This window comes from Streptomyces sp. NPDC043870 (genome assembly GCF_056435785.1).
Window position 1 is genome coordinate 19,072 of record NZ_JBWKDT010000019.1, and the last position, 14,026, is coordinate 33,097.

Annotated in this window: 14 protein-coding genes and 3 pseudogenes; 10 read left to right on the top strand and 7 right to left on the bottom strand. The window is 70.1% G+C overall.

Annotation, left to right across the window (positions count from 1 at the left end):
* The first annotated feature begins 388 nt into the window (after window positions 1–388).
* Window positions 389–994, top strand: coding sequence for a GTP-binding protein (locus AC0699_RS22805; protein ID WP_478663130.1), 606 nt, complete (start codon window positions 389–391; stop codon window positions 992–994).
* On the opposite strand, the gene AC0699_RS22810 is transcribed toward AC0699_RS22805, so the two are convergent.
* Window positions 987–1,412 (bottom strand): PPOX class F420-dependent oxidoreductase, encoded by a 426-nt coding sequence (locus AC0699_RS22810; RefSeq protein ID WP_478663133.1) that lies wholly within the window; start codon window positions 1,410–1,412, stop codon window positions 987–989. The two genes, AC0699_RS22805 and AC0699_RS22810, sit on opposite strands and share 8 nt — an antisense overlap.
* A gap of 151 nt (window positions 1,413–1,563) precedes the next feature.
* Between AC0699_RS22810 and AC0699_RS22815 the strand changes: the two genes are divergently transcribed.
* Together AC0699_RS22815 and AC0699_RS22820 are read left to right on the top strand one after the other, a co-directional pair.
* A complete protein-coding gene (locus AC0699_RS22815; RefSeq protein ID WP_453667043.1) occupies window positions 1,564–1,977 on the top strand; it encodes a roadblock/LC7 domain-containing protein in 414 nt (137 codons plus the stop codon).
* Between the two features lie 156 nt (window positions 1,978–2,133).
* Window positions 2,134–3,144 carry a DUF6397 family protein gene (locus tag AC0699_RS22820; protein ID WP_478663136.1) on the top strand — a complete coding sequence of 337 codons (1,011 nt, stop codon included), beginning with the start codon at window positions 2,134–2,136 and terminating at the stop codon, window positions 3,142–3,144.
* A 16-nt stretch (window positions 3,145–3,160) separates the two neighbouring features.
* Here AC0699_RS22820 and AC0699_RS22825 read toward each other — a convergent pair whose 3' ends face one another.
* Complete coding sequence (locus AC0699_RS22825) at window positions 3,161–4,243, bottom strand: phosphatidylinositol-specific phospholipase C domain-containing protein (protein ID WP_478663139.1); 1,083 nt, start codon at window positions 4,241–4,243, stop codon at window positions 3,161–3,163.
* Window positions 4,244–4,317: 74 nt separating this feature from the next.
* The gene (locus tag AC0699_RS22830) at window positions 4,318–4,440 is read right to left on the bottom strand and encodes a hypothetical protein (RefSeq protein WP_478663142.1); all 123 of its coding nucleotides are present in this window, start codon (window positions 4,438–4,440) and stop codon (window positions 4,318–4,320) included.
* A 13-nt stretch (window positions 4,441–4,453) separates the two neighbouring features.
* Here AC0699_RS22830 and AC0699_RS22835 point away from each other — a divergent pair, with 13 nt between their 5' ends.
* The 3 genes and pseudogenes from AC0699_RS22835 to AC0699_RS22845 all read left to right on the top strand — a co-directional run bounded on the left by AC0699_RS22835 (window position 4,454) and on the right by AC0699_RS22845 (window position 7,325).
* Window positions 4,454–4,684, top strand: a complete 231-nt coding sequence (locus AC0699_RS22835; protein WP_478663145.1) for a TetR family transcriptional regulator C-terminal domain-containing protein — start codon at window positions 4,454–4,456, stop codon at window positions 4,682–4,684.
* 104 nt (window positions 4,685–4,788) lie between these two features.
* Window positions 4,789–6,345 (top strand): ATP-dependent DNA ligase, encoded by a 1,557-nt coding sequence (locus AC0699_RS22840; RefSeq protein ID WP_478663146.1) that lies wholly within the window; start codon window positions 4,789–4,791, stop codon window positions 6,343–6,345.
* Window positions 6,346–6,621: 276 nt separating this feature from the next.
* Window positions 6,622–7,325 (top strand): annotated as a pseudogene (locus AC0699_RS22845) (aquaporin).
* A gap of 127 nt (window positions 7,326–7,452) precedes the next feature.
* Here AC0699_RS22845 and AC0699_RS22850 read toward each other — a convergent pair.
* Together AC0699_RS22850 and AC0699_RS22855 are read right to left on the bottom strand one after the other, a co-directional pair.
* Complete coding sequence (locus AC0699_RS22850) at window positions 7,453–7,908, bottom strand: DUF3574 domain-containing protein (protein ID WP_478663148.1); 456 nt, start codon at window positions 7,906–7,908, stop codon at window positions 7,453–7,455.
* A 235-nt stretch (window positions 7,909–8,143) separates the two neighbouring features.
* On the bottom strand, window positions 8,144–8,740 hold the full coding sequence (locus AC0699_RS22855) for a TetR/AcrR family transcriptional regulator (protein WP_478663150.1): 597 nt from the start codon (window positions 8,738–8,740) through the stop codon (window positions 8,144–8,146).
* Window positions 8,741–8,829: 89 nt separating this feature from the next.
* Between AC0699_RS22855 and AC0699_RS22860 the strand changes: the two genes are divergently transcribed.
* Window positions 8,830–9,255, top strand: a complete 426-nt coding sequence (locus tag AC0699_RS22860; RefSeq protein ID WP_478663152.1) for a nuclear transport factor 2 family protein — start codon at window positions 8,830–8,832, stop codon at window positions 9,253–9,255.
* Window positions 9,256–9,326: 71 nt separating this feature from the next.
* A pseudogene (locus AC0699_RS22865) lies at window positions 9,327–10,061 on the top strand (LmeA family phospholipid-binding protein); the annotation flags it as partial.
* A 492-nt stretch (window positions 10,062–10,553) separates the two neighbouring features.
* Here the strand turns inward: AC0699_RS22865 and AC0699_RS22870 are convergent.
* Window positions 10,554–11,408, bottom strand: coding sequence for an SDR family NAD(P)-dependent oxidoreductase (locus AC0699_RS22870; RefSeq protein ID WP_478663154.1), 855 nt, complete (start codon window positions 11,406–11,408; stop codon window positions 10,554–10,556).
* Between the two features lie 56 nt (window positions 11,409–11,464).
* Window positions 11,465–11,699, bottom strand: a pseudogene (locus tag AC0699_RS22875) (hypothetical protein); the annotation flags it as partial.
* 154 nt (window positions 11,700–11,853) lie between these two features.
* On the opposite strand from AC0699_RS22875, the gene AC0699_RS22880 reads away from it, so the two are divergent.
* Window positions 11,854–12,270, top strand: coding sequence for a VOC family protein (locus AC0699_RS22880; RefSeq protein ID WP_478663159.1), 417 nt, complete (start codon window positions 11,854–11,856; stop codon window positions 12,268–12,270).
* Between the two features lie 761 nt (window positions 12,271–13,031).
* Entirely contained in the window at window positions 13,032–13,841 is an 810-nt protein-coding gene (locus AC0699_RS22885) for a S1 family peptidase (RefSeq protein WP_478663162.1), read from the top strand.
* The last annotated feature ends 185 nt before the right edge of the window (window positions 13,842–14,026 follow it).

Sequence of the window (14,026 nt, forward strand, 5' to 3'; positions counted from 1 at the left end):
GCGGCGGGCACGAGGTCGCGCTGGTACCGCTGGTAGCCCGTACTCCGGCCCTGGCGCTCAGCGTCGCAGCGATCTGTGCGCGGCGATCTGCATCGGCCCGACGCATTGCGTCGAGAGAGCGCCAGGAAGAGCCGGGCCCACAGCAACTGTCGCGCCCACGCGAATTGCGAATTGTTCCGGACATCTTTTGTGTCCAGAACAGTCACATCACGCAAAAAGCGATCTCGGCGCCCCGCTCCGAGCCCTGCTTGCCATACTTCTCACGCCACACAGAACAGATGTACTGGTGTCGGCCTCTCGTCGAGCCGGCCCGCCCGCCGAGGCGGCCCTGACGGCTCTGACCTGGGAGTTCGACCTCGCGGCGCACACCCGATGAGAGAAGTGATCGATGGCTCCCGAGCTCTCTGGCAGCACCGGCGGAGAAACCTCAGCTCTCGCGCTGAAAATACTGGTCGCCGGCGGTTTCGGAGTCGGCAAGACGACCCTCGTCGGAGCGGTCAGCGAAATCCGTCCGCTGTGTACCGAGGAACAGCTCAGCGAGGCAGGACAGACGGTCGACGACACCGGGGGAGTCGACCAGAAGACCACGACCACCGTCGCGATGGACTTCGGCCGCATCACCATCCGCTCAGGACTGTCCCTGTACCTCTTCGGCACTCCCGGACAGGACCGCTTCTGGTTCCTGTGGGACGAACTGTCCCAGGGCGCGCTCGGAGCGGTCGTCCTCGCCGACACCCGGCGCCTCGAGGACAGCTTTCCCGCCGTCGACTACTTCGAGCACCGTTGCATCCCCTTCGTCGTCGCAGTCAACTGCTTCGTGGGCGCCCGCACCTACGGTGCGCACGAGGTCTCCCGCGCCCTCGACCTCGACCGGGGAACCCCCGTCGTGCTGTGCGACGCACGCGATCGCGACTCCGGGAAGGAAGTGCTGATCCGGCTCGTCGAGTACGCCGGGCGGATGCACACCGCCCGGCTGCTCAACTCGGTCAGCTAGCGACACCCGCCTCGGCCAGCACCTTCTCGACACGGACCCGCACGAGCAGTTCGCCCGGCACGCCGTTGCGCGCGCCGAACTCCTCCGCGCGCTCGTCGCCCATGTACCGCGCGGCGATCCGCGTCGCCCACGTGCGCAACTCCTTGGGATCCTCGCTGAGTTCCGCACGGCCCTGGATCATCACGAACGAGAACGGTGGCCGGTCATCGTCCACACACAGCGCCACCCGCCCGTCCCGCGCCAGATTCCGCCCCTTCACACCACGCTTTCCCGTGTTGAAGACGACATCGTCGCCGTCGAGCACGAACCAGACCGGTGTGACATGCGGACTCCCGTCCGCCCGTACGGTCGACACTTTCCCGGTGCGCGTCCCCTCGGAGACGAACGCCCGCCATTGCTCCTCCGACATCTTCGACATGCGGGTCATCCTCGATGCCGCGGGTCGCGGGGGAAAGCCGACCCTCCGCTGCCATGCGCCCCGGTATGACGCCTTGCCCGGACGGGGACAGTGCGGAAGGCTTACGCGCAACACGGGGCAACGGGGAACATATGAACGGGGAGGACCGGATATGGCGCTGGACAAAGGACTCGACTGGCTCCTGGACGACCTGACGAAGCGGGTCGAGTACATACGACACGCGCTCGTGCTCTCCAACGACGGCCTGGTCACCGGGGCCAGCACAGGCCTCGCCCGGGAGGACGCGGAGCATCTCGCCGCAGTCTCCTCCGGCCTGCACAGCCTCGCCAGGGGCTCGGGCCGGCATTTCCGGGCGGGCAAGGCCCGTCAGACGATGGTCGAATTCGACGACGCGATGCTCTTCGTCACCGCCGCGGGCGAAGGCAGCTGCCTGTGCGTCCTCAGCGCGGCGGAGGCCGATGTCGGCCAGGTCGCCTACGAGATGACACTGCTGGTGAACCGGGTGGGCGAACATCTCGCCGTGGCTGCACGACAGCCGGGCCGCGTCGCGGTGTCCGACTTCTGAGCCTGCCGACCTGTTCTGAGTCGGCCCACCTGCGTGGACGCAGCGGGCGCGGGGGGTTATCCACAGGCCGCGCGCGAGGGCCTGCCGGGGACTACAGTCGTCACTGAGAGTGATTGAGAATCACGGGACTGTTCGTCATACACGGGGGAGACCGACATGACCGACGAGACGACCACCGGCATGCCCGGAACCATGGCCTTCGGACGGGCCGCGACGGCACTCGACCTGAAGCGCGGCGAGTTCGATCTCGCGCTGCAGCTCGGCTACATCCGCGCGGTACCGGGGAAGGGCACGGGCCGGGGCAGGGTGTCCCAGGAGGAGATCGACCGGCTGCGCGCGGCCGATGGATTCCCGGACGCTTTGCGCGAGCGCGTCCGGACCGTCGGCACAGCGGAGGCGGCGAGGCTGCTCTCCACCACGCCCACCCGCTTCACGAGGCTGGCCCGCACGGGTCACTTCACACCTGTCAGGTTCTATCTGAACCGATACCGGGCGGTGGTCTGGCTCTATCTGGCCCCGGACCTTGAGGACTTCGCCGAACGCAACCCGGATCTGCTCGCCGGCAGACTGCCTGCTGGGCTGCGCGCCAGTCTCGACGACGGCGAGGACTGGCGCGCCCGTAACTGGCGGGGGAGGCGCCTCGGCGTCCTGCTGCGCCAGGCCGACGGCCCCTGGGGACGTACGGCGGCGATCGCGTCGCTCCTCGACCAGGTCCAGGTGGCGGAGGTCGTGGACGACCCGTACGAGCGGGCGCATCTGGAGCGGCTCCGTCCCGAACCGCCCTACGGACGAACGGAGTCGCTCGCGGTGCGGGACGCCACGGACCGGCTGTTGCTCGCGGACGACCCGGACGAGATCCTGTGGCACCGGATGAGCCTGGCGCTCTCGCTGGACGAGGCCCGTGCCTGGGGCCCTGCCCCCCGCCCGGACGGCGACCGGCCGCAGCTGCCGCGTCCCGCTTCGCCGCACGACACGCCGCTCAGAGCTTTCACCGGCCCGGGCGGGGCCTCGGAGATCCCCGTACCCCGCCCGGGCGGCGAGTGGACTCGTGCGGTGTCACCTCGCCGGGAGGGTGCAGCCCGTCACCGGGCGCCGGCCGGGCGGGCGACGAAGGGACTGCTCGCGCGACTGCGACTGCGCAGGCCGTCGCCGTCACGCACCGGCTGACGCGCAGTCGGCCGCCCTAGCGGGCCGTCGTGCCCGTCGCGCTCGCTGTGCCCCGGGGAACCACGGTGCCCAGGACGGCGGGCAGCGGGTACCAGTCGGCGGAGACCACGCTCGCATGCCGGCCGGCCAGCATGCCGACCCGGTCGCGCGCCTGCGCCTCGGTGGGGTTGGTGCCGTCGATCGCAGGCGGCACGTCGTGGGCGCCGGTCATGACGACGAGGTAGTGGTTCCGGTCGTACCAGGCGGTGTCGATCGAGCCGCCGGCGTACGTGGGGGCGTCGCCGTCGAAGAGGACGAACCAGGGGCGAAGGGAGGCGTCGGCGTAGCGGCTGCGCGGGTCGCCGGCCTGCGCACCGTGCACCGCGGGGAACGCGGCGGCCTCCCGTAGCCGCCCCGCCGCTGCGAGGGTGCGCAGGTGCGTGGCGTACTCACGATCGGTCCACAGGGTGTCCAGCGGGTTGCCCTCCTCGACCGTGCCCGGGATGAGTTCGACCACGAACTTCCCGGCCAGGTCGGAGCGGGCGGGCCAGCCCTGGGTTCGGACGGCGGTGTCGAGATCGGGCTGACCGGCCGCCAGGTCGGCCGGACGGTACAGCGCGTCACCGAGCCGGGCCGTCAGCAGGGCGTCCAGGGCGGCGGGCCCCCGGCCGTACTTGTCCTGGAACCCGTCCTTCATCTCGATCTTGAGCAGGACGGGAGGGTGGCCGGGGTTGGCGTCGTGCCAGGCCCGGATGTCGGAGAGGCAGCCGCCGAAGTCCTGGTTGCGCGACTTGGCACGCAGCTCGGCCGCCGTCTTCGCGTTCACGCAGTTGTTGTCGTTGCCTATCGGATTGTTGTGGGCGACCCGGAAGGATCTTCCGAACACATTCGTCCACACGTCCAGTTCGAGCATTCCCGCACCTGAGTCGAGAGCGTCCGCGAAGTACGGGTACTTCGATTTCTCGTACGCGTTGTGGACGCCGACCCAGGTGGTGGACGAATAGGCCGGTCCGGCCGCCGCGGTGCCGGGTTCTGCCGCCGGCGCCTGCCCCGGTGCGAGCGCGACACCCAGCACCGCGGCGGCGACCGCGGGCACAGCCGTACGCGAGAGCTTCCTCATGGTCCCCTGCCTGCTGTCGGGAGTGGATCAAATCGACTGCAGATTAGGGGAGTTGACTGAATGAAGGGAGGTGTTCAGGCGACGTGAAGAATTTCGTCGACGATCCCGGGCGCCGCTGCCGCGGCGAATCCGGGCGTGGACTGTGCCGCAAGATCCGGGATGCGGTAGCCGTGCTCACCCGCCGCTACCGCCGCCACCGCCGCGGTGACGGTGACCAGACCGTTCCGCCGGGCGAACGGCGAGGAGGCGAAGGTCCATGCGGCGATCGCAGCCGAAGGCCGGCAGCTGCCCGCCGGGTGCGATCCCGACGACGAGGCGATGATCCTCATCAGCCTGGTCGACGGCCTGACCGCGTACACGCTGTTGCACGTGCACACCCCCGAGGAGGCCCTGCGCCTGCTCGATCACCACATCGACCGGCTGTTCGGCACCACCCCATGAGCGCGGCCCGCTCGGCTTCCGCCCGCCCGGCTCTCTCTGCTCGGTCACGCGGCCGCCCCCGGCCAGGGCGTGCGCGCCGGGGCGGGGTCGGGCACGATGGCGGCATGCTGCTGGCCCGCCTCGCGGACGTGTCGCGGCAGGTTGCCGCCGAGCCGTCCCGTACCCGCAAGATCGCAGCCCTGGCCGCCCTGTTCGAGGGCGCCCGGCCCCAGGAAGTCGCGCTCGTCATCTCCTATCTCGCCGGACGGCTCCCGCAGGGACGGCTGGGCGTCGGCTGGAGCGTCCTCAAGGACCGGGTGCAGCCTGCCGACCGGCCGGGCCTGACCGTCGGCGAGGCCGACGCGGCGTTCACCGCACTCGCCCAGGTCGCCGGAGCCGGCGCGCAGGCCGAACGCAAGCGTCTGATCGGAGAGCTCATGGGTGCGGCGACCGCGCCCGAGCAGGAGTTCCTGTTCCGGCTGCTGACCGGTGAGGTGCGCCAGGGCGCGTTGGACGCCATCGCTCTGGAGGCCGTCGCCAAGGCGGCGGGCGCCCCGGCCGGCGACGTCCGGCGCGCGGTGATGCTGGACGGCTCCCTGGCCCGCGTGGCCGAAACCCTCCTCGCCGAGGGCCCCGATGCGCTCGCGTCCTTCCGGCTGCGAGTGGGCCGACCGGTCCAGCCGATGCTGGCCCATACGGCGGCATCGGTCGCCGAAGCGGTCCAGTCGCTCGGCTCCTGCTGCGTCGAGGAGAAACTGGACGGCATTCGCATCCAGGTCCACCGCTCCGGCGGTGACGTGCGTATCCACACGCGCTCCCTCGACGACATCACCGGACGGCTGCCCGACGTCGTGGCCTCGGTGCGGGAACTGCCGGGGGACCGGTTCATCCTGGACGGCGAAGTGATCGCGCTCGACCCGGCCGGCCGGCCCCTGCCCTTCCAGGACATCGCCGCACGCGTGGGCTCCCGCACCGATGTGGCCGCGGCGACCGCCGCGCTGCCCCTGTCACCCGTCTTCTTCGACATCCTGGCCGACGACGGCGCCGACCTGCTCGACCTGACCGGCCGGGAGCGGCACGCGGCCCTGGCACGCCTGGTTCCCGAGCCCATGAGGGTACGGCGCGTTGTCATCGAGGACCCCGGCTCCGTACCGCAGCTGCGCGAGGCCGAGGACTTCCTCGCCGCGACCCTCGACCGCGGCCACGAGGGCGTCATGGTCAAAGCCCTGGACGCGCCCTACAGCGCCGGCCGCCGAGGTCGCTCATGGCTCAAGGTGAAACCGGTCCACACCCTGGACCTCGTCGTCCTGGCCGTCGAATGGGGTCACGGCCGTCGCACCGGGCTCCTTTCCAACCTGCACCTCGGCGCACGCGCGCCCGACGGCACCTTCGTCATGCTCGGCAAGACCTTCAAGGGACTCACGGACGAGATGCTGCGCTGGCAGACAGGCCATCTGCGGGAACTTGCGATGGGCGACGACGGTTTCGTCGTACGCGTACGGCCGGAACTCGTCGTCGAGATCGCCTACGACGGCCTACAGCGTTCCTCGCGCTACCCGGCCGGTGTGGCTCTGCGCTTCGCGCGCGTGGTGCGCCACCGTCCGGACAAGAACGCAGCGGAGGCGGACACCATCGAGCAGGTACTGGCGTCCGCCCGCGGCGGCACGTCCCAGGAAGGCTGAGCCAAAGGCCGGCGGCGGGGGAGGGCCGGGGGGAAGGCCCCGGCCGGTCGGGGGAGGCCGGCCGGGGCAGCTGTGGGGTGAGCCATGCACCCGGACGAATGTCCCGTGCGCACTCACATCTAGATGAACGATAAACCATCTGGAGAGATTCCCTGACCACGCGCGCGGTCGCACGCTTCGATACGCCCCTCCGACTTGCTCTCATCTGGCCGAAACCATTCCGTATGACGAAATATGCTTTCCGTAACTCGGGAAATCGTGGTGGGGGGAGTCGTCATGGGCAAGGGCAGCGCGCTGCCGCGCCGCGCCGCGGCAGAACTGATCGGAACAGCGGCCCTGGTGGCCGTTATCGTCGGATCCGGCATCCAGGCCGCCGCGATGAGCCCGGACACCGGAGTGCAGCTGCTGGGCAACTCACTGGCCTCCGCCATCGGGGTCGGCCTGCTGATCGCCCTGCTCGCCCCGGTCTCCGGAGCCCATCTGAACCCGGTGATCACGCTCCTGGCCTGGTGGTCGCACCGCCGCGGCGGATCCGGGCTCACCGGCCCCGAAACCGGGCTCTATGTCGTCGCCCAGCTTGTGGGTGCCGTCTCCGGCGGGCTGCTCGCGGAGGCCATGTTCGGGCGGGCGCTGGTGACATGGGCCACCCAGGTGCGCTCGGCCGGTCACCTGCTCGTCGGCGAGACTGTCGCGACAGCGGGTCTCGTTCTGCTCGTCCACGGCCTGGACCGGATCGGCCGTGCCCGGCTGACTCCGATCGCGGTGGCCGCGTACATCGCGGCGGCGATCTGGTTCACGTCATCCGGCTCCTTCGCCAACCCGGCCGCCACGGTCGGTCGTGCCTTCTCGGACTCCTTCACCGGCATTGCCCCCGCCTCGCTCCCCGGGTTCATCGCAGCCCAGCTCGTCGGCGGGCTCCTTGGTGAGCACTTGCCGCGGTCCTGTACGGACGCCCCTCCGCCGCGCGTCTTTCGCGGTAGCGCCGCCGCTCCCCGCGGAACGGGTCGGCAGCCGGTACCCGTGGAACGGGTCAGTCACTGCTGCCCGCGGGCGGACCGGCCGCCCTTCTCCGTGCAACCGGTCAGCCGCCGTCTGTCGCGAAAGCCGTCAGAAGTCCGCCCGTACGGTCTCGTCGAGCCGGGCCACGGATTCCTGTCCGTACAGCAACTTGTACGTCGTACGGAACTTCTCGATGCTCCGGTCCCGGCTGCCGCCCCCGGCCACCGGGTAGATCAGGATCAGCTCGTACGACCGTTCCCGCTCGATGACCCCGCCGGCATCACGCCACTGCCCCTGCCCGCCCTGGACGGTGAGCCCGTCGGGGAAGGCGGGCGTCACGTACCGGTCGATGAAGTCGCTGAACTGCCGGTCGGTGACGGCGGGCCCGCCGTCCGGCCGCGCGGTTCCGAAGAACAGCCGTGTCTCGACGTGCTCCTGGCTCTGCGTCGCCGCCCGGACGGGCTCCTCGTCCAGCGCCGCGTACGCGGCCGGAGCCCCGGCGGCGAGCACGGCGGCGGTGGCGGCAGCGACGGCGAGGCGGGTTCGCGAGAGCGTGATCGGCACGGAGAACTCCTTCTTGCGAACGGGGTTGTGCGATCACTCTGACAAGCCGGGGATCCGCCGGGTCCCACGTTCGGCGGAAGCCGGCGGAAGGTTCCCCCGAACAGGGGGCGGCTCCCGCGCTGTCGTCGAAACCGGCCCCGGAAGTCGTCTCGTTCACCATCTCCCAAGGCGCGTGCCGGCCCGGCGCCGGGCGGCTCAACTCCGGCTCCGGGCCCCCGGTTCAGGCCGCGATCGCCTAGGATCTGTCGTTCGGATCTTGCCGGCCTGATCCAAACGACAGGCCCTGGCCCAGCAGCAGCCGTGCGGCCTCCCGGGCGTCGCTTGCCGGCCGGGACGAGCCGGAGATCGCGGCCGTGGTGATGGCGCCCTCCGCGAGCAGGGCCAGCGGGGCGGCGAGCCCGCCCGGAGCTCCCGCGTCGTGTACGAGGCCGGCGATGTACTGCCGGAACGCCTCCTTGTGGTGGCGGGCCGCCTCGGCGACCTCCGGAGCCGTCGCCCCCAGCTCCCCGAACGAGTTGATGAACGCGCAGCCGCGGAAGTCCGGCTCCTCGAACCACCGTCGCAGCCAGTCGAAGACCACCAGGACCCGCTCGCCTGGGGACGCGCCCGCGGCGTCCACGTACGCCACGAGGCTGTCACGCCACCGGGTGTCGCGCCGCCGCAGATACGCCTCCACGAGCGCACCCTTCGAGGGGAAGACCTGGTAGAGCCGCCGCAGCGTGACCCCGGACGCGGAGCGCACGGCATCCATGCCGACCGCCTGGATGCCCTGGCCGTAGAAGAGCTCCTCGGCCGCGTCGAGGATCTGCGACCTGGTCGCCTCGATGTCCATGCTCCGACACCCCATTGCGTGAGAACCAACGTTCTCGTAGAGTACCCGACGAGCTGAGAACGATCGTTCTCGCCTGGAAGGAGACCGCCATGCCCGCCTCGCAGCGTCCGCCCCTGCCCCCGTTCACCGAGGAGTCCGCCCGGCTCAAGGTCCAGCTCGCGGAGGACGCCTGGAACACGCGCGATCCCGGGAAGGTCGCCCTCGCCTACACCGAGGACTCCGAGTGGCGCAATCGCGATGTCTTCCTGAACGGCCGGCAGGAGATCGTGGAATTCCTCACCGCCAAGTGGCAGAGGGAGCTCGGCTACCGGCTGCGCAAGGAGCTGTGGGCCTACCACGGCAACCGCATCGCGGTGCGCTTCGAGTACGAGTACCACGACGCCGCCGGCCAGTGGTTCCGCGCCTACGGCAATGAGAACTGGGAGTTCGACGAGCACGGCCTGATGCGCAAGCGCTACGCCAGCATCAACGACCTTGCCATCGCTGCCGACGAGCGTCGCGTCGCTCAGGGATAGCTGAATTCCGGGACGAGTTCGGCGGATGCCTGACTTGCGTTCGACGGTGGTGCCTGTGATGGGATGAGCCGATGCGACCCCCCACACGCATATCCACGCATCCACGCAATCCGTACGAGGAACTCGCACAACTGGCGGACCCGGAACCCGACTTCGGAGATCCTTCCTCCTGTTCGCGTGCCAGTCCTTCTCGTACCGCCGGCGCCGCCGGTGTCGCTCTCCCCTCCGACGACGAGCCGGAGGACTGGTCACCGCCCGACCATCGCGGCAAAAGTCGCCTCGCGGCCGTTCCCGTCGTACTGAAACTGGCCGTCGGCGCCGTCGTGTGCGCCGCCCTCCTCGCCGTATGCGACCGCCTGGCCCTGACGTACGCGGAGGAGAAGGCCGAGGACAGGATCCAGAGCTCGCTCGGCCTCGCCGCCCGGCCCGACGTCGACATCGCGGGCTTCCCCTTCCTCACCCAGGTGCTCGGCCACCGGATCGACAAGGTCGACGTCACCCTCCCGGACGTCGCCGCCGACAAGGTCTCCCTGGCCGAAGTGCACGCCACCGCCACGGACATCCGGATCGTCGGCGACCTCCCCACCTCGCTCCAGGGGGCCGTCGTCGACCGGATGGACGGTGACGTCCTCCTCTCGTTCGACGACCTCAACCGTGAACTGGGCGCGTCCCACGTCAGGTTCACCAACGCGGGACGCGGCGGCATACACATCGCCGGATCACTGCCCGTGGCCGGTCGCGAGGTGAGCCTGCGGGCACAGGCACACGTCCGGCAGGACGGCGACCGCGCCGTGTCCACCACGGTCGAGGACATGCGCCTCGACGTCCCCGGCCTGTTCACCTACCGGCCGGGCACGGACCCCGCGCGCTCGGGTCTTCGCCTCCACGCCGAAGCGGCCGCCCGGATCAGTCACGAAGCAGCCCGGGCCAAGGCCCTCCTCGCCCTCCCCGCCGTGGTGGAACGCCTCGGCATCCCCGAGTCCCGGATCGACGACGCACTGCGCAACGAGGAGGAACTGAGCCGCCTCACCGGCTCCCCGCGATTCCTCCAGCAGCTGATGAAGGTCAACCTCGTCGATGTCGTCGTCGACCACCCGTGGCTGCTGGAGAAGGCCGGCATCGACCCGCAGCTGATCGGCTCCCTGCTGAAACTGCGGCCTCCGGCGCTCTCCGACCGGCTCTCGCTCTCCTTCGAGTTGCCGAAGACGACGTCCGGGGACATACGCCTGCGGGACATCGTCGTCGAGCGCGAGGGCATCCGCGCCGATCTGACGGGCTCCGGCCTGACCTTCGGGGCCTCAGCCGCCGTGGGCAGGACGGGGCTCGATGCGATGGCCGAAGGCGAGAGTGCCGGGGTCGAGGGCCGTCACCCCGCCGTCGACGGTGAGCACCGCGCCGTTGACGAACGAAGCGGCGGGTGAGAGGAGCCAGGCGATCGCCTCGGCCACTTCGCCGGGTTCGCCGGGGCGGCGTGCGGGGATGAGCCGGGTGGCCTCCTCGTACGCCGCGTCGGTTCCGTCGCCCCTTCCCCCGTCGGCTTCCCCACTTGCGGAGGCCGTGAGTCCGGCTTCCTCGGCGAAGCGGGCCATGCGCCGGTCGGCCATCTCCGTACGCACCCAGCTGGGGCAGACGGTGTTGGCGCGCAGCCCGTCCTGGCCGTAGTCGACGGCGAGCGAACGGCACAGCTGGAGGAGGGCGGACTTGGACGTCGCGTACGCGGCGTTCCCCTGCCCGTTGCGCAGAGCGGAGACCGAGGCGACCGCGACGACGGCGCCGCGTGACCGCAGCAGATGCGGGAGGGCGGCGCGCAGGAGGAGAAACGGTCCGGTCACGTTGGTTCGCATGACCTCCTCCCAGTCCTCGTCCGACAGGTCGCCGACGGCGCCGGCGCGCGCGACTCCGGCGTTGAGCACAAGTCCGTCGAGCCGGCCGTACGCACCCAGGGCCGTGTCGACGAGACCGTCGACCGCATCGCGGTCCGTGGTGTCGGCCGGGTGAGCCAGGGCTCCGGTCTCCTGGGCGATGTGCTGGAGCGGCCCGGGTCGCCGCCCGGACACGACGACGTGGTGGCCGTCCGCACGCAGTCTCCGGGCGGTGGCGGCGCCGACGCCCGTTCCGCCGCCGGTGATGACATAAACTCCCTGGTCCGACACGGCCGTTGAACCTCCTGAGTGATCGCGTGCACGTGGTGTCAGCCTACGTACGTGGATCACGTTTCGGTGTCATGAGCCGCAGCAGGCTGTCGTGCCCGGTCACGGCAGTCACGCAGCACGAGGGCCTCGGCGAAAGGTCTGCCGGTTCGCTGCGCGTACACCATCCGCTCGCGTACCTCGCGCAGGGTGCGGGGCCGGTACCCCGGGTCCCCCGCACCAGCTCTTGTGGAAACGCACGCCCGCATTCAGCAGCACCGAAAGGGTCCGCCAGGCCGCGGTGTCCCGGTGTCTGCGTTCATGCCTCCACTGTGCCGTGAGCAGTGGCCGAAGGAACGGAGGTGGCAGGCGCGTGCCACGCACACCGCGCGGCAGCGGGCGCCGGCCTCCCGCCGCTTCCGGGCCACCTGGTCCCGGCCGGGCAGCGGCGATCTGGGACCATCTCGGAATGCCTGGCACCCACCTGACCATCAAGGACATCATCATCGACTGCGGCGATCCGGAGCGACTGGCCTCGTTCTGGGCCCAGCTCCTCGGACGACCCATCGCGGCGAGGACAGGTCCGTACGTCTGGCTCGCGCGTGGCGACGGCCCGGGAATGGGCTTCCAGAAGGTCGCCGAGCCAAAGGCCGGCAAGAACCATATCCACTTCGACGTCGCCTCGCCGGACCCGGCCGCCGAGCAGGAACGGGTCGAGGCGTTGGGTGGACGGCTGCTCCAGCAGTATGCGGCGGGAGGCTTCCTCGTCATGGCCGACCCCGAGGGGAACGAGTTCTGCATCATTCCCGAGGGGCCGTTCGAGCTCGACGACGACGGGCGCGCGAGCTACCTGAACGACCGAAGCACCGATCCTGGTACGTCCTGAGCCTGTTCGTCGTTGTCGAGGAAGGCCCCGGTGTGTCGCAGGCCGACTCGAGGCGGCGACTGGATACCGCCCGCTATGGCGAAGTGGCACTCTTTGGACTGGAGGAATTCTCCCACCCGGAAGGGGTCTTCCAGTTCCACCGTGTGCCCGAGGAGAAGACCGAGAGTGGTGCCCGGCATCCAGGGGGGCAATACCGACTGGCCGCATGATGGGCGACTACTACTGACAGCGAATGCCACAGGACGGTCAGCGCGCGGTGTGAACAGTCGGCCGGCGCCGGACAGTTCCTCCGGCAGCGGCCGAAAGTGAAGGCCGTCCGATGCTCGTTCCATGCCTGGCCCTGGACAGGCCCAGCACTCGGGTGACGGCGGTCCGAAGGTTGTCGGCCTCAGCCGTTCGGCACGCAATTCTGGCTGGATTACCGCACCCGGGCCGCTGGATTCCGCGCGGATTGAGCCAACGACACAGCTCTCCGGAGATTGCGTATCACTCGTGTAACAGCGCACGGCAATAGTGGTTGGGATGGGTCGATTTGAACCCAACAGGTCATAGTGCGAAGGGGAGTTGGGGATTGTGTGCCCTTGTCACCCCGGTCCCTTGTTCCACATAATCGCAGGGCGCTTTGCGGACTCATCCCCCACTGGGTTCGGACGCCTTGCAGTGTGCTGCCGTTTTCCGACGCGCTTCGATCGGTGGCGACTTCCGATTCCGGGGTTGGCATGGGCCCGTCATTGACGCAACCCCCCACGAGAGGAAGTCCATTGAAGAGCTACCTGAAGCACCTCAGGACGACCACCGCGATCGGTGCCGTCGCCCTGGCCGCCTTCAGCCTCCAGCCCGGCGCGGCCAACGCAGCCTCCGCACCGACCCCACGCGGTGAGATAGGCACGAAGGTCGTCGGCGGGACCAAGGCCGATCAGGGTGAATTCCCGTTCATGGTCCGGCTGTCCATGGGCTGTGGCGGCGCACTGTACGCCAAGGACATCGTTCTGACCGCCGCCCACTGCGTCGACGGCAGCGGCCCGAACACCGGCATCACCGCCACGGCGGGCGTCGTCGACCTGGAGGACTCCAACGCGATCAGCGTGAAGTCCACCGAGGTCCTCCAGGCGCCCGGCTACAACGGCAAGGGCAAGGACTGGGCGCTGATCAAGCTCGAGAAGCCGATCGATCTGCCGACCCTGGCGATCGCCACGGACGACAAGTTCAACACCGGCGAATTCGACATCGCCGGCTGGGGCGCGGACAAGGAAGGCGGCAACCAGCAGCGCCATCTGCTCAAGGCCAAGGTCCCGTCCATCGACGACGCCACCTGCCAGAAGGCGTACGGCGACGACCTGACCCCCGGCGACGAGCTCTGTGCCGGGATCCTGGACACCGGTGGCGTCGACACCTGCCAGGGTGACTCCGGCGGCCCCATGTTCCGCAAGGACGACGCGGGCGCCTGGATCCAGGTCGGCATCGTCAGCTGGGGCGAGGGCTGCGCGCGCCCGGGCAAGCCCGGTGTCTACACCGAGGTGAGCGCCTTCGCGGCGGACATCAAGAAGGCCGCGGACGGGCTGGGCGGCTGACGCCGGTCCGTACGGGTTGAGGAGTTGAGCACAGCGCGTCCCGGTGCCGGGCCTGTGCCCGCACGGTACCGGGACGCGGCTCGGTCGGGGGGGGGGGGGGGGGGGGGGGGGGGGGGGGGGGGGAGCGAGGGGGGGGGGGGGGGGAGGGGGGGGGGGGGGGTGGGGGGAAAAAAAAGACAGCGGAA

What these genes read in the sequence shown, in the direction of transcription:
- AC0699_RS22815 (WP_453667043.1), top strand. Translation starts at nt 1,564, where the DNA reads ATGGCGCTGGACAAAGGACTCGACTGGCTCCTGGACGACCTGACGAAG.
- AC0699_RS22860 (WP_478663152.1), top strand. Translation starts at nt 8,830, where the DNA reads ATGCCCGCCTCGCAGCGTCCGCCCCTGCCCCCGTTCACCGAGGAGTCC.
- AC0699_RS22855 (WP_478663150.1), bottom strand. Translation starts at nt 8,740, where the DNA reads ATGGACATCGAGGCGACCAGGTCGCAGATCCTCGACGCGGCCGAGGAG.
- AC0699_RS22810 (WP_478663133.1), bottom strand. Translation starts at nt 1,412, where the DNA reads ATGTCGAAGATGTCGGAGGAGCAATGGCGGGCGTTCGTCTCCGAGGGG.
- AC0699_RS22820 (WP_478663136.1), top strand. Translation starts at nt 2,134, where the DNA reads ATGACCGACGAGACGACCACCGGCATGCCCGGAACCATGGCCTTCGGA.
- AC0699_RS22840 (WP_478663146.1), top strand. Translation starts at nt 4,789, where the DNA reads ATGCTGCTGGCCCGCCTCGCGGACGTGTCGCGGCAGGTTGCCGCCGAG.
- AC0699_RS22805 (WP_478663130.1), top strand. Translation starts at nt 389, where the DNA reads ATGGCTCCCGAGCTCTCTGGCAGCACCGGCGGAGAAACCTCAGCTCTC.
- AC0699_RS22825 (WP_478663139.1), bottom strand. Translation starts at nt 4,243, where the DNA reads ATGAGGAAGCTCTCGCGTACGGCTGTGCCCGCGGTCGCCGCCGCGGTG.
- AC0699_RS22880 (WP_478663159.1), top strand. Translation starts at nt 11,854, where the DNA reads ATGCCTGGCACCCACCTGACCATCAAGGACATCATCATCGACTGCGGC.